14 protein-coding genes and 1 tRNA gene are annotated in these 21,224 nt (G+C 66.1%); 9 read left to right on the top strand and 6 right to left on the bottom strand.

Features of this window, described 5'->3' with window-relative positions:
• Positions 1–23 precede the first annotated feature (23 nt).
• From G4L39_RS00080 to G4L39_RS00095, 4 genes are all read left to right on the top strand, one after another.
• Positions 24–1,586: an MGH1-like glycoside hydrolase domain-containing protein gene (locus G4L39_RS00080; protein WP_165104988.1), complete on the top strand. Its 1,563-nt coding sequence runs from the start codon at positions 24–26 to the stop codon at positions 1,584–1,586.
• A complete protein-coding gene (locus tag G4L39_RS00085) occupies positions 1,571–4,702 on the top strand; it encodes a DUF6298 domain-containing protein (RefSeq protein WP_165104989.1) in 3,132 nt (1,043 codons plus the stop codon). Before G4L39_RS00080 ends, G4L39_RS00085 begins: the two co-directional genes overlap by 16 nt.
• Before the next feature lie 249 nt (positions 4,703–4,951).
• Positions 4,952–7,618, top strand: a complete 2,667-nt coding sequence (locus G4L39_RS00090; protein WP_165104990.1) for a hypothetical protein — start codon at positions 4,952–4,954, stop codon at positions 7,616–7,618.
• A gap of 58 nt (positions 7,619–7,676) precedes the next feature.
• Positions 7,677–9,704 (top strand): glycoside hydrolase family 127 protein, encoded by a 2,028-nt coding sequence (locus tag G4L39_RS00095; protein ID WP_165104991.1) that lies wholly within the window; start codon positions 7,677–7,679, stop codon positions 9,702–9,704.
• Between the two features lie 86 nt (positions 9,705–9,790).
• Here G4L39_RS00095 and G4L39_RS00100 read toward each other — a convergent pair.
• Together G4L39_RS00100 and G4L39_RS00105 are read right to left on the bottom strand one after the other, a co-directional pair.
• Positions 9,791–9,866: transfer RNA gene (locus G4L39_RS00100), tRNA-Met, on the bottom strand.
• Between the two features lie 92 nt (positions 9,867–9,958).
• Positions 9,959–10,981: an aldo/keto reductase gene (locus G4L39_RS00105; protein WP_165104992.1), complete on the bottom strand. Its 1,023-nt coding sequence runs from the start codon at positions 10,979–10,981 to the stop codon at positions 9,959–9,961.
• 244 nt (positions 10,982–11,225) lie between these two features.
• Between G4L39_RS00105 and G4L39_RS00110 the strand changes: the two genes are divergently transcribed.
• Positions 11,226–12,626 (top strand): Gfo/Idh/MocA family protein, encoded by a 1,401-nt coding sequence (locus tag G4L39_RS00110; RefSeq protein ID WP_165104993.1) that lies wholly within the window; start codon positions 11,226–11,228, stop codon positions 12,624–12,626.
• 178 nt (positions 12,627–12,804) lie between these two features.
• Here the strand turns inward: G4L39_RS00110 and G4L39_RS00115 are convergent, their stop codons facing one another.
• The 3 genes from G4L39_RS00115 to G4L39_RS00125 all read right to left on the bottom strand — a co-directional run bounded on the left by G4L39_RS00115 (position 12,805) and on the right by G4L39_RS00125 (position 16,184).
• Positions 12,805–14,211 (bottom strand): glycosyl hydrolase, encoded by a 1,407-nt coding sequence (locus G4L39_RS00115; RefSeq protein ID WP_165104994.1) that lies wholly within the window; start codon positions 14,209–14,211, stop codon positions 12,805–12,807.
• A 38-nt stretch (positions 14,212–14,249) separates the two neighbouring features.
• Positions 14,250–15,044 carry a 3-ketoacyl-ACP reductase gene (locus G4L39_RS00120; RefSeq protein WP_165104995.1) on the bottom strand — a complete coding sequence of 265 codons (795 nt, stop codon included), beginning with the start codon at positions 15,042–15,044 and terminating at the stop codon, positions 14,250–14,252.
• A gap of 390 nt (positions 15,045–15,434) precedes the next feature.
• On the bottom strand, positions 15,435–16,184 hold the full coding sequence (locus G4L39_RS00125; RefSeq protein WP_165104996.1) for a sulfite exporter TauE/SafE family protein: 750 nt from the start codon (positions 16,182–16,184) through the stop codon (positions 15,435–15,437).
• Between the two features lie 113 nt (positions 16,185–16,297).
• Here G4L39_RS00125 and G4L39_RS00130 point away from each other — a divergent pair, with 113 nt between their 5' ends.
• The 4 genes from G4L39_RS00130 to G4L39_RS00145 all read left to right on the top strand — a co-directional run bounded on the left by G4L39_RS00130 (position 16,298) and on the right by G4L39_RS00145 (position 20,224).
• Entirely contained in the window at positions 16,298–17,428 is a 1,131-nt protein-coding gene (locus tag G4L39_RS00130; protein WP_165104997.1) for a M20 family metallopeptidase, read from the top strand.
• A gap of 35 nt (positions 17,429–17,463) precedes the next feature.
• Positions 17,464–18,747 (top strand): lipopolysaccharide biosynthesis protein, encoded by a 1,284-nt coding sequence (locus G4L39_RS00135; RefSeq protein WP_165104998.1) that lies wholly within the window; start codon positions 17,464–17,466, stop codon positions 18,745–18,747.
• A 197-nt stretch (positions 18,748–18,944) separates the two neighbouring features.
• Positions 18,945–19,805 (top strand): 6-phosphogluconolactonase, encoded by an 861-nt coding sequence (locus tag G4L39_RS00140; RefSeq protein WP_165105000.1) that lies wholly within the window; start codon positions 18,945–18,947, stop codon positions 19,803–19,805.
• 164 nt (positions 19,806–19,969) lie between these two features.
• Positions 19,970–20,224: a hypothetical protein gene (locus G4L39_RS00145; protein ID WP_205880670.1), complete on the top strand. Its 255-nt coding sequence runs from the start codon at positions 19,970–19,972 to the stop codon at positions 20,222–20,224.
• A 413-nt stretch (positions 20,225–20,637) separates the two neighbouring features.
• Here the strand turns inward: G4L39_RS00145 and dps are convergent, their stop codons facing one another.
• Positions 20,638–21,129, bottom strand: coding sequence for a DNA starvation/stationary phase protection protein Dps (dps, locus tag G4L39_RS00150; RefSeq protein WP_165105003.1), 492 nt, complete (start codon positions 21,127–21,129; stop codon positions 20,638–20,640).
• Positions 21,130–21,224 lie beyond the last annotated feature (95 nt).

Below are 21,224 nucleotides of genomic sequence, written 5' to 3' on the forward strand. Positions count from 1 at the left end.
GGACGCGGAGACCGGGGTGACGCATGCGCAACGAGTTGCAAGGTGGGTGGAGACCGTGGCTGTCGGGGGTTCTTTGGGCCTGCGCCTGGGGTGTGTCCGTGGCCGGGACGGACCGGTTGCAGGTGTTGGATGCGGAGGCTCATCGCCGGTGGGTGGAGGAGTTCAATTCCGGCGATGTGGAAACGGTGGTGAATGCGGTTCCAAACGCCGTGGCATGGGGTTGGTTGCGGGACCAGATCCCTTTTTTTGATTGTCCGGACGCTGCGGTGGTGCGGACGTACTATTTCCGGTGGTGGGTGTACCGGAAACACCTGCGGTGGACGCCGACGGGCTGGGTGGTGACGGAGTTTTTGCCGCCGGTGAGTCATGCCGGGCCCTTCAACACCATCAGTTGTGCCCTGGGCCATCATTTGGCGGAGGCACGCTGGTTGCGTGATCCCGTTTACGGGGAGGACATGTTGCGGTTCTGGCTGCGGGGGCATGAGGGCGGGCCGCAACCGCACCTGCACCGGTTCAGCCAATGGCTGGCGGCGGCGGTGCATGACTGGTATTGCGCACGGGGGGATTTGCGGGCGGCCGGTGCGTGGCTGGACGATCTGATGGCGGATTACGAGGCCTGGGAGCGCGAGCGGGGTCGGCCGGACGGTCTGTTTTGGCAGTACGACGTGCAGGACGGGATGGAGGAATCCCTGAGCGGGTCGAGGACGCAGCGCCATGTCCGTGTGCCATTGAACGCCTACATGTACGGCAACGCACGGGCCATTGCGGAGATGGCGCGCCGGGCGGGGCGCGGGGAGCTGGCCGCCGCGTATGAACGCAAGGCGGAGCTGCTGCGGGAGCGGTTGCTCCAGCGGTTATGGGATCCGGAGGCGCAATTTTTCAAGACATTGCGGGAGGATGGACGTTGGGCGGATGTGCGGGAGGCGACCGGGTTTCTTCCCTGGGCGTTTGGCGTGGTGCCGGCGGGACGGGGTTATGAACGAGCGTGGTTGGAACTGACGAATCGGAGCGGGTTTTGGGCGCCGGCGGGTCTGACGACGGCGGAACGGCGGCATCCGCGGTTTCGGTCCCATGGGGTGGGTCGGTGCGAGTGGGATGGTGCGGTGTGGCCGTTTGCCACGTCGCAGACGTTGGGTGCGTTGGCGCGTGCGTTGCGGGAGGATCCGGCCACGCCGCTGTCGTTGAGGGACTGGTTTGAGGCATTTCTGATCTACACGCGATGTCACGAGCGGCGGGGTCGTCCGTGGATCGGGGAGTATTTGGACGAGGTTACGGGCGACTGGATTGACCGGGGCGATCGGAGCAAGGATTACAACCATTCCACGTACGCGGATTTGTTGATTACGGGCCTGGTGGGGGTGGTGCCCGGGGCGGGGGCTCGTTTGGAGATCCGGCCCTTGTTGCCGGGATCGGTCTGGGACTGGTTCTGTTTGGACGGTCTGCCGTATCACGGTCGGACGGTGACGATTCTCTGGGATCGGGATGGCACGCGGTATGGTCGGGGTGCCGGCTTTCAGGTGTGGGTGGACGGGGTGTTGATGGCCCGGTCAGAGAGTTTGGGGACGTTGTCATGCGAACTGCGGTGAGAGGATTCGGACTGACGTTGTGGCTGGGTGCGGGCCTGTTGTGGGTTATCGGGGTGCAGACCGCGGGAGGGGAAATGCAGGTCCGCGTGCCGGAGGTGCGGTCTGATCGGCAGGGGCGCCTGGAACCGGTGGCGACGGAGCGGGGCGACCGTATCCCTGACTTTTCGTACTGCGGGTACGCGGAGGGCAGGGAGCTGTTGCCCGGGGTTCCCGTGGTCTGCGTGGTGCGGCCGGGTGCGGGAGACGACACGGCACGAATTCAAGCGGCGCTGGACCAGGTGGGCGCGCGGGAGCCGGACGCCCGCGGGTGGCGTGGGGCAGTGTTGCTGTTGCGGGGCCGGTATGAGGTGGGAGGTCAGCTGGTGCTGCGTGCTTCGGGTGTGGTGTTGCGCGGGCAGGGGATGGGCGAAGATGGCACGGTGTTGGTGGCGACGGGGGTGGATCGCCGGCCGTTGCTGCGCGTGGCGGGGGTCGATGACCGGCGGATCCGGACCAACGCGGCTTGGGTGATGACGGATGGATACGTACCGGTGGGAGCCACCAATTGTTCGGTTGTCGATGCGGCGGGGTTGGAGGCGGGTCGGCGGGTGTTGGTGGTGCGGCCTTCGACCCGGGCGTGGATTGAGCGGTTGGGGATGCAGGAACTGGGCGGGGGCGTGGGGGCGGGATGGAAGCCGGGATCGCGGGACGTTGCGTGGGAACGCACGATCACCCGGGTGGAGGGCAACCGGGTGAGCTGGGAGGTACCCATCACCACCGCGCTGGAGTCGGACCTGGGTGGGGGCTGGCTGGCGGTTTTGGACTGGCCGGGCCGGATCCGGCAGGTGGGGGTGGAAAACCTGCGCATGGAATCGGCTTATGACGTGCAGCGTCCCCTGGACGAGGATCATGCCTGGTACGGGGTTACGCTGGAGAACGTGGAGGATGCGTGGGTGCGGCGGGTTGTCTTTCGACATTTTGCCGGCGGTGCGGTGGCGGTTTATGAGACGGCGCGCTGTGTGACGGTGGAGGATTGTCTGGCTCTGGCGCCGGTGTCGGAGCCGGGGGGGCACAGGCGACAGAGCTTTTTCACCGCCGGGCAGCAGACGTTGTTTCTCCGGTGTTACGCGGAGGAAGGGGTTCATGACTTTGTGGTGGGGCACTGTGCGGCCGGGCCGAACGCGTTTGTGTTGTGTGAGGCGGAGAGGTCTCTGGGCGACAGTGGCCCATGGGAGAGTTGGGCCAGTGGCGTGTTGTATGACAACGTGACCGTGGACGGGGCGGCGTTGAGTCTGGGGTTTTGGCCGGGGAATCATCGTCGGGTGGGCTGGGCGGCGGCGAATTCGGTGTTGTGGAACTGCAGTGCGTCGGTGGTCCGGTGCTGGAATCCGCCGGGGGCGTGGAACTGGTCGTATGGGTCGTGGGGTGCGTTTGAAGGGGACGGTGTGTGGCGGCAATCGAACGAGTTTGTGCAGCCGGTGAGTTTGTGGGCGGCCCAACTGGTGGCGCGCGGGGTGGGGGACGCGGCGCGTCTGCGATTTCCGCCGAAGTCGCGGGAGGATGTGACCAATCCTGCGCCGGACCGGGCCCGGGAACTCAGCGAGGGCTCGCGCCAGCCGGCCCTGACGTTGCGGGCGTGGATTGAGAACCTGGTCGAGAGGGAACCGCTGCCGTGCGAGCCGGGGTCGGCGCCGGAGCTTGCCGCAACGGCTCCTGCAGGGGCGGAGGACGTGGGGCGACCGCGATTGCCCGTGCGGGTGGAGAATGGCTGGGTGGTGGTGGGCGACCGGTTGTTGACGGGCGGGATTTTGGAAACGGCCTGGTGGCGCGGCAGCCGTTTGCCGGGAGAAGCCGGGGAGCACGGGCCGGCGCTGACGCGGTTCATGCCGGGCCGGGTGGGGCGAGGCTGGACGGATGACCTCAACGAGGTGGCGGCGCAGATGGAGCGGGAGAATCGGCCGGTTTTCGAGCATCACTACGGGTTGTGGTATGACCGACGCCGGGATGATCATCAAATGGTGCGGCGGCGGGACGGCGAGGTGGTGGCGCCGTTCTTTGAGCAACCGTTTGCGCGGAGCGGACAGGGGAAGGCCTGGGACGGGTTGAGCCGGTACGACCTGACGCGGTTCAACCCGTGGTATTGGGATCGGTTGCGGGCGTTTGCGCGGATTTGCGATGCGCGCGGTTTGGTGCTGCTGCATCAGCACTATTTCCAGCACAACATCCTGGAGGCGGGGGCGCACTGGGCGGATTTCCCCTGGCGCCCGGCCAACAACATCAACGACACGGGCTTTCCCGAACCGCCGCCGTATGCGGGGGACAAACGCATTTTCATGGCGGCGCAGTTCTATGATGTCGGTCACCCGACCCGGTCGGCCCTGCATCGGGGTTACATCCGGCAATGTCTGGGGGCGCTGCGGGAAGCGGGCAACGTGTGGAATTCGCTGGGTGCGGAGTTTACCGGACCGGAATCGTTCATGCGGTTTTGGCTGGAGACCGTGGCGGCGTGGGCGGCGGAGACGGGCTCGGACCCGGTGGTGGTCCTGTCGGCGACGAAGGACGTGCAGGACGCGGTCCTGGCGGACGAAGGGCTGCGGTCGGCGGTGGACGTGGTGGATTTCCGGTATTGGTGGCGGACGGCCAGGGGTGAGTTTGCGCCGCCGGGGGGTGCACATCTGGCGCCCCGGCAATTTGAGCGGCGCTGGACCGGCGGGCGTCCCACGGACGAGGATCTGGCCGGGATGGTGAGCGAGTACCGACGACGTTATCCGGGTCCGGCGTGGATCTGTAACTTTGACACGGCCCGTTGGGCGTGGGTGTGTGCCGGGGGGTCGCTTCCGCGGCTGCCGTCCACGACCGATGCCGGGTTGTTGCGGGCAATCCCGCGCATGCAACCGTGTTCGGGGCTGACCGGCAATGGTGCCTGGGGTTTGGAGGAGACCGGTCGGCAGTGGCTGGTCTATGTCCGGGCGGGCGCGGAGGTGACGATCGAGTGCGGGCCGGAGGGTTGGGAGGTTTGCGAACTGGAAACCGGCTCGGGTCAGGTCCGGCACCGCCTGGATTCCGTGGGTCCGGTTGTGAAATTGACGGGCCCGGGCGTGTGGTGGCTGATCCGGCAACCGGCGGGCGCGGGCTGAGGCGGAAGCTCCGTCCGGAGTGGCCCGAGGCGACCTGTCGCAACTGCGGGTCGCGGAGGCATGGGCTCCGGGTTGAGTCCGTTGCGTGGGGAAATCGCACGGCGGCGCCCTGCCGGGGGTCGGGTGCCCTGGCTCGTGTGGAGGATTGAGGACGGGAGCAAGAACAGCGGTATGTCGAGTTGCCTGGTGCAGAGGAGTGGGAGCAAACCGCCTTTGGGGGCGGCGTGCGTGAGGTGGGTCGTTGCCTGGATGTGGTTCCTGTGGGGAATGGTTTGGGCGGTTGGGTCGCCCGGGTTTGCCGGACCGGCATGGGGGCCCGGCGTGACCGTGGTGTTGGACAGTGGCGATGTTGTCGGTCCGCGGGTGGAGTACGGTTTGCATCGGTTGAGGGAGGCGTGGATTTCAGCGGGGGCGCGGGTGGTTTCGGCGGGGACTGCTTTGGGGACGAATCCTGTCGTGCGTGTGCGTCTGGAGCGCAGGAAGGTCGGGGCGAGCGTGGCGGAAAGTTTTGCGGTGCGGGTACGTCCCGGCGGGTGGGTGGTGGAGGCCGGAGATGAGACGGGGTTTTTGTACGGCTGCCTGGGCCTGGCGGAGGAGGTGCGTCGAAAAGGGGGCGGGCCGGTGGAGGATCGGGTGGAGAGGCCTGCTTTGAAGCTGCGCGGGGTTTGTGTGGGACTACAGAAGCCGACGATTCTGCCGGGTCGGCAGGTGTACGAGTATCCGTGGACGCCGGAGCTGTTTCCGTGGTTTTACGATCGCGCGATGTGGAGGGAGTTTCTCGATGTGTTGGCGGAGTGCCGCTACAACACGCTGTATTTGTGGAACGGGCACCCGTTCGGGTCGGTCGTGCGCGTGCCGGAGTATCCGGAGGGCGTGGAGGTGCCGGAGCCGGTGCTGCAGCGGAACATGGACATGATGCACTGGCTGGCCCGGGAGTGTGATCGGCGGGGTATCTGGCTGGTGGTGATGTTTTACAACATCCTTCTGCCGCAGCCGCTGGCGGAGAAGCACGGGTTGCCCACGCAGTTGAGCCGACCGCATCCGGTGGCGGCGGATTACACGCGCAGGGCGATTGCCACGTTCATCCGGGAATATCCGCATGTGGGGTTGCTGGTCTGCCTGGGCGAGGCGTTGCAGGGCGCGGAGCACCAGTTGGATTGGGCGACGAACGTGATTCTGCCCGGGGTGATGGAAGGCGCGCGTGCGGCGGGATTGAAAGAACTGCCGCCCCTGATCATCCGAACGCACGCCACGTATGCCGAACGGGTGTTGCCGCCGTGTTTTGCGTTGTACACAAACCTCTACACGATGACCAAGTTCAACGGCGAATCGCTCACCACGGATCGTGTGCGCGGGCGGTTGCAGGAGTTGCACCGGCGGATGGCGGCGATGGGGCCTCACGTGGTGAACGTGCATATTTTGGCCAATCTCGAGCCGTTCCGGTATTTCGCGCCGGGTTTCATTCGGCGATGCGTGCAAGGGATGCGGGAGGATCTGGGCGCGGCCGGGTTGCATTTGTATCCGCTGGCGTACTGGAACTGGCCGGACGCCCCGGACCGGGTGGAACCGCCGCTGCGCCAGTGGGAGCGCGACCGGGGTTGGTTCGAGGCGTGGGGCCGATATGCATGGGATCCGGACCGGCCCGAGGAGGGAGAACGGGTGCATTGGCGGGAGCGGGTGCAAGAATGGTTTGGTTGTGGTGCGACAACGGCGGACCGGTTTGTGGAGGCGTGTGATGAGGCAGGGTTGGTGGCGCCAATTCTCCTGCGGCGCTTCGGCATTACGGAAGGGAACCGGCAGACGTTGTCGCTGGGGATGACCCTGGAACAGTTGGTGCATCCGGAACGGTTTCAACCGGTGCGAGATTTGTGGGAGTGTCTGGCCCCGCCCGGCTGGCGGTTGCAGGAGTACGTGGCGCGGAGTGCGGCAGGGGAACCGTGTCCGGGGGAGACGCCGGCGCGGGCCCGGGAGGAGGCCCTGGCAAGGGCGGAACGTGCGGTGGCGCTGCTGGAGGGTGCGGAGGCGGACGTACGGAGGAACCGGGAAGAATTCCGCCGGTGGCAGAACGACCTTCGGTGCCTGGCAGCGATGGCGCGCTTTTACGAGGCCAGGACGCGCGCAGCCGAAGAGGTTCTGAGGTACCGGCGGGACGGCGATGCGGTGCGGTTGGACCGGGCGGCGGCGGCTCTGGCGGAGAGTGTGACCGCGTTTGAGGAACTCACCCGGCTGGCAGGCCCGGCTTATCGCTTTGCGAACAGTTTGCAGACGGGACATCGGCGGATTCCGTTTCCCGGGGTGGTGGCGGGTGTGGTGACGAATTATCACTGGTCGCATGTGTTGCCGCTGTATCGTGCCGAGCTGGCCACATTTCAAGGGCGGTTGGAACAGTGGAGACAGGGCCGGTTGCAGGGCCGGGAGCCGCCGCCACGGCCATGGCGGGCGGCAAGCGTGCGGGTGTGGAGCGACTGGGCGGAGACCTATGAGGTTGTGCCGGGCGCGCAGCCTTTTCGGGACCGCGGATATCGTCTGGTGGAACTGGCCCCGGAACTCCACGGCTTGACGGGGATTCGGTTTTCGCATGAGGAGGCCAAGAACGGTCGGTACCGGCCGGTGGAGTTTGAAGTGGAGGAGGCGGTGTACGTGTTGCTGGGCCTGTTTCGGGACGAACGCGACATCTGGTTGCAACCGCCGAACGTGGATGCGGCGGCGCACTGGGCGGAACAGGGTGGCTCGGAACCCATTCTGCGGGGGGCGGCGCGGGTGGAACAGTGTCCCTTGGTGGACGTGTACGCTTTGCGGTATCCAGCGGGGCGGCACCGTCTGGAAGTGCCGGGTTCGGGAAGTTTTGTGGTATTGGGCGTGGTACCGGCTTCCGAGACCTTGCGCCGGCGGGACCTGGAAGATCAATGGCCGTAACCCGGCCGGGGCTGTGTTGGGAGGAATCGTGACGGTTGGGACCGGAGGAGATTCGAGGATGAAATCCGGAGTGAAGAGTCTGAGGCGGGTCGGCCCGGTGCTCTGGGTTGCGGCATGGCTGGTGGGTGTACCGGTGTCCGGCGCCGGACCCGGGGAGCCGCGGTGGGAGACGTTGGAACCGGGGTCCTCGCGTTGGACCCAGGGATTTTGGGCGGGACGATGGGCGTTGTGTCGGACGCAGACCCTGCCGGCGCTGGACCGGCTGTTTTCGGGGGCCGAGCCCACACATTTCTGGCGCAATTTCGAGGTGGTGGCCGGTGAAGCGGAGGGGCGGCGCCGCGGCGCGCCGTTCAACGATGGGGAATGTTACAAGTGGCTGGAGGCGGCGGTGGCCTTTCTGGCGTTGGCACCCGATCCCGGACTGGAAGCGCGGGTGGAGGACCGGATTGCGTTGATTGCCCGTGCCCAGGATCCCGATGGCTACCTGCAGACCAGTGTTCAGTGGCGCATGCGTCAGGGGGACACGAATGCGGTACCGTTCGGCGACCGATTTCAATTCGAGCTCTACAACCTGGGGCATCTGTTCAGTGCGGCGGCGCTGCATTACCGGGTGACGGGTCGCACCTCGTTGCTGGCCGTGGCGGAGAAGGCGGCCGGGCGTCTGGAACGTGCGCTGATCGAGCCGGTGCCGGAGGCGGTCCGTCGACCGGTTTGCCCCTCGCATTTCATGGGTTTGGTGGACCTGTACCGGGCGACGGGCCGGACGCGCTGGCTGGATCTCGCCCGTCGTTGTTGGGCCGTGCGCAGCGGGGTGGCGGGCGGGGATGACGACAATCAAGACCGACTGCCGTATCGCGATCATGCCGAAGCGGTGGGACATGCGGTGCGGGCCAACTACCTGTATGCCGGGGCGGCCGATCTGTATCTGGAAACGGGAGACGCCGGGCTCTGGCCGCCGTTGACGCGGGTCTGGTCCAACGTTGTGGAGAAGAAGCTCTATCTGACCGGCGGCTGCGGCGCCCTCTATGATGGGGCTTCGCCGGACGGGGCTCGGGACCAGGACCAGATCAGCCGCGTGCACCAGGCCTACGGACGCGACTATCAGTTGCCGCAATTGACGGCCCATTGTGAGACCTGTGCCAACATCGGCTGGGCGTTGTGGAACTGGCGGATGCTGCGGGCCACGGGTGCCGTCCAGTACGCCGACGCCCTGGAACAGGTGCTGTACAACAGCGTTCTGTCCGGCATGGGGCTGGACGGGACAAACTTTTTCTACACGAACCCGCTTCGAGTGACTGATCCGATGCCGTTTGAACTGCGCTGGCCGCGACAACGGGTGCCGTTCGTCAGCTCGTTTTGTTGTCCACCCAATTTGTTGCGGATCGTGGCCGGGTCGCCCGGCTGGGTGGCGATGGTTTCCAACCGGACGGTTTGCGTGGTGTTGTACGGGGCCAGTGAGGTCCGCGTCACGGGGCCGGAGTTGGGTGAAGTGCGGTTCCGGCAGGAGACCGAGTATCCGTGGAGTGGACGGGTACGGCTGGTGATGGAGCGGGCGCCGGAGGGCCCCATGACGTTGCGGTTGCGCGTGCCGGCGTGGACGGGTTCGGCCCGGTTGCGGATCAACCTGGGCCCGGAACAGAAGGGGCCTGCCCCGGGTGCGTGGTGGGATGTGACGCGGGAATGGCGGGCCGGGGACGTGGTGGATCTGGATCTCGAAATGGAACCGATCTGGTGGGAGGCGCATCCGTGGGTGGAGGAGAGTTACCAGCAGGTGGCGCTGCAGCGCGGGCCGGTGGTTTACTGCCTGGAATCGGCCGATCTGCCCCGGGGGATCAGCCCGATGGACGTCGGGCTGGTGCCGGGGTCACCGCTGCGGGTGCGCTGGGACGGCCGCTTGCTGGGCGGGGTGGTGGTCCTGGAAGGGACGGGCCGATGGCGGGCCCGCGGGGATTGGACCGGCCGGTTGTACCGGCCATGGATGGAAGCGGAATGGCAGGAGCTCACGGTGCGACTGGTTCCGTACTGTGTGTGGGGAAACCGACAGCCGGGCGAGATGACGGTCTGGCTCCGGGCGCTGGTGCGGTAAACCGTTGTCGCGTGAGGTGCGGCGACGCAGCGGGGCGGATGGAAAAGGGCAGCGGCTTGTGCGGTGCCGCACAAGCCGCCGAAAACTGGTGCCAGGGGAGGGACTCGAACCCCCGACCAAAGGCTTATGAGTCCTCTGCTCTACCAACTGAGCTACCCTGGCGTGTCGGTGCGGGCATGTGGGCCCTGCTCGGGCCTGCCCGCTGTCACCGCACATGAATCTAAGCACGCTGCGCGGGGCGCGCAAGCGCCGTCTCACGAGGTGCGGGCCTGCCGGTGCCACCAGTCGCAGCCGTAATTGCCGACCTTGTATTGTTCGATGTGGCCGTCTGCGGCGGGGCGTTCGGCTTTGGCCAGCAGGTCGGCAATCTCGGATTCCGTGAGCGGCTGGAAGTTGCGCGCCATGGTGATGTCCTGCCGGAGATCGTCGCGGGATTGAATCCCACAGACGAGGCTGGTCACCGGCAGACTGAGGACGTAACGCCGGAGGGTGGGAGCCGGGATGCCGAGTTCACGGACCAACCGGCCGTTCTGGGACGCCAGGGCCTTCATTCCCAGGACGCCGATGTTTCGTTTCTGGCACACGGGCAGGACCTGTTTTTGGAAGCTCTGGTAGTGGGCGTCCAACAGGTTGAGCGGCATTTGGACGGCGTCCCATGGGAAGTCGCGGGCCAGCATGGCCAGGTGGTATCGGGGATGTTGATGGCCGGTGAAACCGATGAATCGGATTTTGCCCTCCTTGCGGGCTTCCAGGGCGCATTTCAGGGCGCCGTTTTCGGCGAAGATGAGGTCGGGATCGTCATCCCACTTGATGCCGTGAAATTGCCAGAGGTCGATATGGTCGGTGCGGAGCCGGCGGAGGCTGTCCTCGAGGTGTTGTCGGGCGGTTTTGTAGTCGCGCCCGCAGACCTTGGTCATGAGAAAGACCTTGTCGCGTCGGCCACCGGAACTGAGGGCGCGGCCCATGAGTTCCTCGCTGCGTCCGTCGTGATAATCCCAGGAATTGTCGAAGAAGGTGAGCCCTTCATCGATGGCCTCGTGCATGATGGCGATGGCCTCGTTGTCGTCGCGGACGGCGCCGATGTTCCAGCCGCCGAGGCCGATGATGGGGATTCGGACCCCGGTGTGGCCCAGCGGGCGTGTAGGGATACCGCCGGGGCCCGGTTGTTGCGCCTGGAGGAGGACGCGGCCCATGGCCAGACCGGCCAGGGCGGTTTGCAGGAAGGTGCGCCGGCTGATGGGGCCGGCGCCGGCGAGGGGTTGGAAACGCGTGTTCATGGCGCAAGTAAGACGGGGTGGGATCGCTTGTCAACCGGCGGGCCCGGGGCCGGGAGATTCATTGGGCTGAAGGGCCGGGCCGGTGCCGGCCGGCTGGTTGCCGGATTGCGTGGGGCACAACCCGCGCGCGGCCCGTGCCCGTGCGTTGAAGGTGAAGCGAATGTGGCAGCCGGCTTTGGCGTCCAAGCTCCCGGAAACAAAAGGCGCGTTGACATGCAAAGGGCGCGCCGGAGAGCATGCTGCCATGCAAACGGAATCCTCAACCGACAAACGATGGCCCAATCGAAGGGAGTTCCTCATTCAAACCGGTCGTCTTGCCGCGGTTTCGGCCCTGGCGGGGGTGTCCCTGCCCCATGTCCACGGCGGTGAAGGCGGTGGACTGCGACTGGCACTGGTGGGTTGTGGCGGCCGGGGCACCGGAGCCGTGGGCGACGCGATCCATGCGGGCGTGGTGCCGGTGAAGCTGGTGGCGATGGCGGACGTGTTCCGGGACCGGCTGCAAAGCAGTTACGAAAGCCTCAAGAGCCAGTTTGCCGATCATGTGGATGTGCCGGAGGATCGCCGGTTCCTGGGGTTCGACGCCTACAAATATGCGATGGACTGCCTGCGCCCGGGCGACGTGGTGATCCTGACCACACCACCGGCCTTCCGCTGGGTGCACTTCACCTATGCAATCCAGAAGGGTTTGAACGTGTTCATGGAAAAGCCCGTGACGGTGGACGGACCGACCAGCCGGCGGATGCTGGAACTGGCCAAGCAATCCGAGGCCAGGGGGTTAAAGTGTGGCGTGGGCCTGATGTCGCGGCACAGTCGGGCCCTGCAGGAGCTGGCCCAGCGGGTGCGGGACGGCCAGCTGGGCGAGATCATCCTCCAACGCGGCTACCGCATGCACGGGCCGGCTGGATACTTTGCTTCGGTGGCCAAACCACCCGACATGAGTCACCTGCTCTACCAGTTGCGGCGGTTCCACAGCTTCATTTGGGCCAGCGGTGGATGCTTCAGTGACTTCTACATCCACATCATTGACCATCTGGCGTGGATGAAGGGGACGTGGCCGGAACGGGCCCAGGCGGTGGGCGGCCGTCATTACAAGACCGATCCAGAGGGCCGACCGTACGTGGACCAGAACTTTGACGTCTACTCGGTCGAGTACACGTACCCCGATGGGACCAAGATGCTGTTCGACGGGCGGTGCATGACGGGATGCCGCGATTTGTACGCCAGTTACCTGCACGGCACGAACGGGATGGCGGTGGTGTCGAGCAGCGGCGATTGCGGCCTGCCGTCACGGATTTTCAAGAGCCACCGGATGCGGCGATCCGACCTGGTGTGGGAGTCCCAGGTGCCGGAAAACGAATCGAACCCTTACGTCAACGAGTGGCGGGCGTTGTTGACGGCCATCGTCAAGGATCAGCCGTTCAACGAGGTGGAACGCGGGGTGATGGCCAGTGTGGTGACCTCCATGGGGCGCATGGCCGCTCATACCGGCCAGGAGGTCACCCTGGATGAAATGCTGAATCACGATCACGAGATGGCGCCGGGACTGGACCGGTTGACCTACGACTCGCCCGCTCCGCTGCAACCGGGTCCGGACGGCCGGTACCCGGTGCCGGAACCGGGCCGAAAACGCAATCGGGAATACTGAGCCTGCTGCAGGCCATCGCAGTTCCCAAACCTCACGAGGGCAACCGGTGCGGTCCGGGTTGAACCCCCGTTGGGGCCGCGATTTTCGTCAAGGGTCTGGCCGGCCCCGCCCCGGCCGTGGTTTCCCATGGCCGGGCGCGGCACGGGTGGGCGTCGTCGGCCGGACTGGCGGTTCCGGATTATTTCGAGAGAACGCCGCTGAAGAAGGTGGGGTACACCTCGCCCCGGGCCTCGCGAAGGATGAGCAGGGCCAGCTCCCGCGCGTGGTAGTCGCCCCACATGGAGCTTTCGCCGTTGGGGACCTTTTGCCCGCGCGGGACGTGGTCCCAGCCGTTGGGGCGATGGTAGACCGAGTGCAGGATGAGCCCCTGGTGGCAAGGATCCGTGCTGAGGTAGGGTTCGCGGAAAAGGGTTCGGGCGATGGTCAGGGCGGCCTGTCGGTATTTGCGACCCTGCGCGGTCCGACCGTGAGCCTGGAGGTAGTTGCCCAGGCGGAGCAGGCCCTGTGCGGCGATGGAGGCGGCGGAGCTGTCGACCGGCTCCCACGGATTGAAGGGATCGGACGGGCGGTCGAGGTAGTCCGCCGGCAGGCGATGGAGATTGGGCGCGCCGGTGTCCCACATGGGGACGCCGTCGGCGCAGCAGTGGGTCAGGTAGAAATCCGCGGTGACCGTGGCACCGCGCAGCAGTTTTTCGATGAAGGCGTCGCGCCCGCCCACCGCCGCGAAGTCCTCGTCCGCTCCGGGCACGCCGGCATGGAAGAACTCCAATTGCTCGGCACAACCGAGCAGGGCCCAGGCCAGTCCGCGGGTCCAGGTGGTGAAGGGCGAGAAGCCCTGCTGGGAGTTGGGACAACGGTAGACGCCGCTGGTGGTGTTGAAGATGGCCTCGTGAGCGACGCGCCCCGGCACGTCGTACGCGTCGCGTCCCTCGCCATAGTAGATGTTGTAGCGAAGGGTGTTCCAGGCATGGTGGACGAGGCGTTCGAGCAACGAGATGCGCCGGTCCTGCTCGCCCATCAGCACATGCCCCAGCGCATGGGCCACCCCCAGCACGCGCAGGGAGCGGATGGTGTCCACAAACAGGGAATGCGGGCCGTTGAAGCTGTGGATGAAACCGGTGCCGTCGGCAAGGCGGGTCCAGCGGGAAGCCTGGATGGCCCCACTGACCTTGAGGGCCAACTCATAAAAGGCGCGTTCGTTGGGGTCGGCGGGAATCCTGCCCTCGTGCATGAGCCGCAGCAGTTGGCCGTAGGTGGAGATGTTGTTGAACCCGTGGTCATGGACGCCGATGTGGGACAGGTGCGGGGCCATGCGTTCGAACGTGCCGCGGCGACCAATTTCCAGGAACCGTTCATCGCCCATGGCATCGAATTGGAGCAGGGCCGACCCGTATTGGAACCCCTGGGTCCATTCCGTCCAACCGCGGGTGGTATAGCGCCCATTGACGGTGAACACGGGCGTACCGCGCTCGGGCGACCAGCTTTTTTCCAGTGCGAGGATTTTGGCGGCGGACAGTTCGAACAACCGTTCGATGTCAGGGACGAGCTGACGACAGGTGAGTTTCGAGTCAATGCGAATGGCCATGAGACGTCTCCTCGGCTTGCGCTGGGCGGGCCGGCGCTTCAGAGCCGGTGAAGGTGGAACCCGCCGTCCACGTTGAACACTTCTCCGGTGCTGAACGGGAAAAGGTCCTGGGCAATGGCAGCAACGGCACGGCCGACGTCCTCGGGCGTGCCCCAGCGCCGGATGGGAGTGAGCCCCTCGGCAATCAACCGGTCGTACTTTTCCTTCACGGCGGCGGTCATGTCGGTGGCGATGACGCCGGGCCGGATCTCATACACGCCGATGCCGTGTTCGGCCAACCGCACCGCAAACAATTTGGTCATCATGGAGAGGGCTGCCTTGCTGAGACAGTAATCGCCGCGGTTGATCGAGGCGGTGTAGGCCGAGATGGAGGAGATGATGATGATTTTGGGTCGGGGTGCTCCGGGGGGGGCTTCCCGGACCTGGTCGATCATCCAGCGGGCGGCCTGTTGGGTGAGGAAATAGGGGCCTTTGAGGTTGATGGCCAGCACGCGATCGAAACTTTCCTCGCTGGCCTCCAAAATGTCGGCCCGCACGGCGGGTGCCACCCCCGCGTTGTTTACCAGCAAATCCAGCCGGCCAAAGCCGGCCCGGGTGAAGTCGAGCAGGCGCTGGCGATCCGCGGCCTGGCTGATGTCGGCCTGGCAGGGTTCGACCCGGATGGTATGACCGGCGGCGCGGGCGGTCTGGCGACAATCCTCCGCGGTTTGGGCGGCGGCGTCGGCGCGTCCGGCGTAATTGAGCACCAGGTCATGCCCGAGCCGTGCCAGGGCCAGTGCGATGCCCCGGCCGATCCCGCGGGAAGCACCCGTGATGAGAGCGACCCTGTTCATCGCCGGCAGCATAGGGGAGAAGGCCGTCCGATGAAAGCCAATCCGACACCGGGAGACAGTCCCGGGCGACAGACCATGTCGGCTGCTTTGACCCGAACGTTGCCGCTTGCGGGCCGACGCAGGGGTGCCGGATGGGACCGCTTGGGGCGGCTTTCCTGCCGGATGAGTTACCCGCCCTAAAGGTGGGTACCGTCGATTGGATGTGCGGGCTCGGGGGAGCCTCAAGTGCGTCGGTTCCGGACGGCAGGTGGACCCGACGTCCCTGCCAGAAGGTGGCGAGGTCCGCAAGCGCGCCCGTTTTCCCGGCCAAGGGTCGGAGGTGAAGGGGACTGGCCGGGTGGCGGCGCCTGCTTCTGGTGCCGAACTTTTCCCCGGGCGCCTGCCAGGGGTTCAGAAGTGAAACTGGAAGATGAGCTGCAGTCCGGTGAGGAAGATGGTGACCAACACGATGCGGCTGAACAGCTCCTCCGAAAATCGCCGGTTCAGATGCACCCCCAACCAGACGCCGAGCGGGACCAACGGCAGATACAACAGGCTCTGGCGGACCGTGTGCAGGGTGATGACGCCGTTGGCGATGTAGAACGGGACCTTGATCCAGTTGATCCAGGTGAAAATCAGCACGGTGGTTCCCACGTAGATTTCCTTGGGCAACCGTTGGGGAACGAGGAACATGCTCACCACCGGTCCGGCTCCATGGGCAAAGGTGGAGGTGATGCCGGCACCCAGGCCGAACAGGAATCCGATCCGTGAATTGGGTTGAAAGGTCCCCTCCACCCGCAAGATCCAATCACGTCCGACCTGGTAAAGGACAAAGCCGACGGCGATCAAGCCAATGGCGACGTTGAGTTCGCGGGGGGAGAACCGGCCGACCCATTGGGCCCCGAGCACAACGCCGGGGATCACACCCGGCAACAGGTACCACAGACAGCGTTTTTCCCACCTGCCCCAGTAGTAGTAGAGGGAAAAGGCGTCGCCGGCGCAAAGCAGCGGCAACAACATGCCCAGGGCGTCGCGGGGCGGAAAAGCCAGCGCGCACAGGGGCGTGGTGAGCATGCCCAACCCGCCACCGAACCCGGCCTTGGACAGGCCGATGAACAGGACGGCGAGCGCTGCCAGCCATTGGTGGTCCCACGATTGCATCCGTAGGCGTTTAGGGGGATTGAAGGCCGATGTCCAGCCCGGCGAAACGAGCGGAGCCGGGCCGGCCCTGCGGGCTTGGCCCGGGTACAGGGTCCCGCCTAGATTGATGGCCCATGTCGCGTGTGATCCAGTGGCTGGCGGAGCTGATCGAGCTGCCGAGTGTCAACCCGGCCTTTGCGGAACCGGGAGATCCCGTTGCGGGTGAGCAACGGGTGGCGGCGTATGTCCAGGACCGGGCACGGGCCGCCGGACTTGAGACGGAACTTCAGCCGGTCACGGAGGACCGGGCGAACGTCCTGGTACGGATGCGGCCGCCGGGGCGCGTGCGGCATCGTGTGGTGTTTGCGCCCCACATGGATACGGTCAGTGTGACTTCTGCCGATCAGTTGCGGGCGCGGCGGAAGGGCGACCGCCTGACGGGGCGGGGGGCGTGCGACACGAAGGCTTCCCTGGCGGCGATGTTGTGGGTGTTGGTGGAGGCGGCGCGACATGGGCGATATCCCAGGCAGACGGAAGTGATTCTGGCCGCCCTGGTGGATGAGGAATACGGGCAGGCGGGTTCACGGCGGCTGGCCCGGGACCGGCTGCGGGTGGATTTGGCGATTGTCGGGGAGCCGACGCGCTTGCGCGTGGTGACGGCGCACAAGGGAAGTTTATGGTTGCGCCTGGTGGCGGAAGGACGGGCGGCCCATGGGGCCACGCCGTGGATGGGTCGGAATGCCATCACGGCCCTCATGCGAGCGATCCTGGTGCTGGAGAGCGAGTATGTGCCGGGTTTGGGCGAACATCGGCATCCGTTGTTGGGGCCGCCCACGTTATCAGTCGGTCGGGTGGGCGGAGGCCGGCAGCCGAACGTGGTCCCCGAGGAGGCGTGGGCGGAGATGGACCGACGGTTGGTACCCGGTGAGAATGCGCTCCGGGTCCTGCGGGAGATTCGCAGCTTGTTGCGGCGCCACGCCCTGCCGGTGCGTGTGGAGCCTTTGACGAAGGCCACCTGTCCGCCCCTGGAGACGGATCCGTCACATCCGTGGGTGCGGATGTTTCTGGAGATTTTGCAGCAACGGGAACCGGCGGGTGCGCATTATTTCTGCGACGCCGCGATCTTGTCGGCCGGTGGCATGCCGGCGGTCGTGTTTGGGCCGGGGGATGTGGCGCAGGCGCATACCCGGGATGAGTGGGTGAGCGTGCGGCAGGTGGAACGGGCCTGCGCACAACTGGGCCGTTGGCTGGAGCGCCTGCCGTGAGCAGAGGCGGGGGGACGGTGACGCACATGAGTGGCATGGAGACTCGCACGGGAGGGTTGAGCTCGGTTGCCTCGGATCGGGCCACTTTTTTCCGACAGAGCGGGTGGCTGATGGTGGTGAATCTGGTGACCGGGGTGGTGATGCTGGGGGTTCATTTCCTGGCCAAGTGGATCCCTCCGTCGGAGTACGCCACGGCGGTGACGTTGCTGACATTGACGATGCTGATTCCGGCAATTCCGTTGCAGATGGTGGTGGCCCAGCAAACGGCGGCGGATCTGGCGCTGGATCGGCTCCGGGTGTTGTCGGGGAAGATCCGGGGTTTGTGGGGCTGGCTCACATTGGCATGGGCGGTGGGCGCGACCGTGGTCGTGGTGTTGGAACCGTTTTTGAGCCGGCGACTGAGCATTGCCAATCCGGCGTCCATCTGGGTCACGTTGTTGCTGATGCTGGGGTGTTTGTGGATGCCGGTGGTGTGGGGAATGTTGCAGGGCGCCCAGAACTTTCTGTGGTTGGGGATCTCGATGCTGGCCAACGCGGTGGTGCGGGTGGGGTCGGCGGTGTTGCTGGTGTGGTTTTGGCGGCGGGAAGCCACCAGCATCATGACGGCTGCCTTGCTGGGCGTGGGGGCGTCGGTCCTGCTGGGATTATGGCAGAGCCGGGCGCTCTGGACCGGGCCGGCCGAACCGCTGGCGGCGCGGGCGTTGTTGCGACAGACGCTGCCCTTGTTCCTTGGGTTTGGCGTGACGTTGTTTCTGTTCAGCGCCGATACGGTATTTGTGAAGTGGTGGTTTCCGGAACAGACCGCGTGGTACGCCAGCGCGGGCACGCTGGCGCGCGGGTTGATCTGGTTGGTGGGGCCGCTGGCGGCGGTGATGTTTCCAAAGGTGGTTCGCAGCACGGTACGGGCGGAGGATGGCAATCTGCTGACGGTCACGCTGGTAAGCACCGCCGTGTTGGTGGGTGTGGCCGGCCTGGGCCTCTGCCTGGTGGGCCCGTGGTTGATCCGATTTGTGTACACGCCCGCCTACGTGCAGCCCACGATGGAAATCCTGCCATGGTATGCTGCCGCCATGATCCCGCTGGCCCTGGCCAACGTCCTGGTGAATCATCTGTTGGCCCGAACCGATTACCGCGTGGTGCCCTGGCTGGTGGGGCTGGCGGTGTTGTACGTGGCCGGGTTGCTGGCCTTTCACGCAAGCCCGATCCAAATCCTCCACGTGCTTGCGGTGGCCTGTTCGGTCATGTTCGGACTCTGCTGGTGGTTCGTGAAAAGGCCGTTGCCGGTGCCCGGACAGGTCACCGTACCCGAAGTGATGTAAACGGGCACCGACCCGGAGCGCGGCAGGGGGTGCGACCCTGGGCGTGGGCGGGTCCGGTGGTGATTACGGCCCAAGTCCCACCACCGGACGCGGCGGGCCGGTCGGACGGGTTGAGACCGGGCCCCGGGCGGGGCTGGTTTCAAGCTCCGGGCGGGTCAGCGTGGACACGACAAGGGTGGGGAGTTCACCATAAAGCCATGAGTACGGAAGTCCCCGGTTTCGGACCGGCCCCGGGCGAGCAGGAACTGCGGCAGTGGCGTGGGCTCCTGCGAGGCGGAGCCCGGGTTTTTGAACCGGAATGCTGCATTGCCGCAGATGCCGATGCGATGAGTCGGATGGCGGCAGAGCGTGTGCGCGAGGTGCTGCTGGCCCGAGGGGACGCATTGGTGGGCCTGACCACCGGGGCATCGCCGGTGGGGCTTTATGCGCATTTGGTGGAGATGGGCCGGCAGGAGCCCGATTTGTTTCGGCAGGCACGTTGGTTGGCTCTGGACGAGTGGGGCGGGTTGAGCGGCGAGGAGGAGGGATCCAACGAACGGTACTTGTGGGAGCGGTTGCTGGGGCCGTTGGGGGTGCGCCCCGGACAGTATTGCGGGTGGCGGGGCCTGGCCGAGGACCCGGCGGCCGAATGCCGGCGCGTGGCCGAATGGTTGCGGGCGCAGGGCCCGATGGACCTGTGCATTTTGGGGGTGGGCGTGGATGGTCATGTGGGGATGATGGAACCGGGTCCGGCGGTCCTGCCGGGACCGCACGCGGTGGAACTGAGCGCCGGCATGCGGAGCCATCCGACGCTGGGTCGGGCCTCGGGCCGGGTGAAGTTTGGGTTCACGCTGGGGATGGGCGACCTTCTGGGGGCGCGGCGCATTCTTTTGCTGGCCACCGGTTCCTCCAAGGCGCCCGTGCTGCGCCGGTTCTGGGAGACGCGCGAGGTGACTCCATGGTTCCCGGTGTCCTTCCTATGGCTGCATCCGGCGGTGGTGATTTGCTGTGACCTGGCGGCTGCGGCTGAGATTCCCCGATCAGGGGTTGGCCATAGTCGGTCGACCCGCGCCGGGTGACTGACACACCAGCCCTCCGAACGGTGAGCGAGGTGGGTGCGGCGACGGCCCTGTGTGAAACGGGGAGACCTGCGAGGGGTGCGGCACGGTGAAAGTGGGGATCGGGAGGGGCCAAGCCCACGCCGCCGGCCGGTTTGCGGAACGTTTTGGCCGTGGCGGCGGGTGTGGAACACAGTTTGGCCCTGGTGCAGGTCGGTCCGCGACTGGAGTCGCCGCGGTGGGTGGCGGACGGGGCGTTTGAGTTCAGTGTCCGGGGCGAAAGCGGCGTGCCGTATCGGATCGAGTATTCGGCAGACCTGCAGACCTGGCAGGCGCTGACCAACGTGGTTTGCGATTGCCCGTTGATCACGGTGAGGGACCCCGCGGCAGGGTCGGCGCCCCGGCGGTTTTACCGGGCGGTGTCCTTGGAGTGGCCGTGATTGGTTGGGGTTGGTCTGCACGCCCCCACTCGTGCTGCCGGGAAATGCAAGAACGCGGCGGCCCTTTCCGGGTGCCCCGGGGCGCAAAGTTAACCCGGTTTCGCGGGCGTGTCGGGTGCGACAGGCCCCGCTTTTTGCAGGATCGTTTTTCCGCGCTTGGACTCCGGGGTTTGCGGAGCACCGACCAGCGCCGGTTTTTGGAGGTCGCGGCGAGGAACCGAGAAGCCGCGCAGCGTCGGACTTTGAGCCGGCGTCCCATTGAACCTTTTGGGATGGACGCAGGGCGGGGCCGGCAGGCCGTTGCTTCAAGCAGGCCGCCAGATCGCCCCTTCAGCAGTCCCGCAGGCTGAAAGCGCCGCGCGCCGGGGTCATCTCGGAACCCCGGGGAAACGGCCCGGCCGGTCAAGGGGGGTTCACGCCTGCAGGTGAGCTTCCAGGAACCAGAGAGCCTTGTCGAGGGCCCGGCTGATTTCCGTGAACAGGTCAGCGGTGGCGGCGTCGCCGGCCCTGGTTGCGGTTTCAATGGCGGCGCGGGTCGAGGCGGCCAGGGCGGCGTAGCGATCGGCCAGGAGCCTCACCACGGCGAGCCCGTCGTGGAATCCGGCGGGCATTTCGGGGAGTCGGGAAACGGCTGCGGCCATGCGCAGGGTGCCCCGGGCTGCGCCGCCCAGGGCCGTGGCCCGCTCGGCCAAGAGGTCCAGGTGCCCGATCAGTTGGCCGGCCAGTTCGTCGAACAGCTCATGGAGCTGTTGGAACTGGGGTCCGGTGACGTTCCAGTGGGCTTGTTTGGTCTGGGTGTAAAGGTCGAGGGTATCGGCCAATTGCCGGTTGAGCAGTTCCACCATGGCCTCGCGGGTGGCGGGTGCGAGGTCGATTCGAGTAGGTCGCATGTGGTGCGTGTTCATATGAGTAAGAATCATGCACCGATTCTGGTGTTCGTCAATCTTACCCGGCGATGGGATGGTGAATGCGAGCCCGGGGTGTGGGGGCGTTGGCAGGC

The organism is Limisphaera ngatamarikiensis, assembly GCF_011044775.1.
Classification (GTDB): Bacteria; Verrucomicrobiota; Verrucomicrobiia; order Limisphaerales; family Limisphaeraceae; genus Limisphaera; species Limisphaera ngatamarikiensis.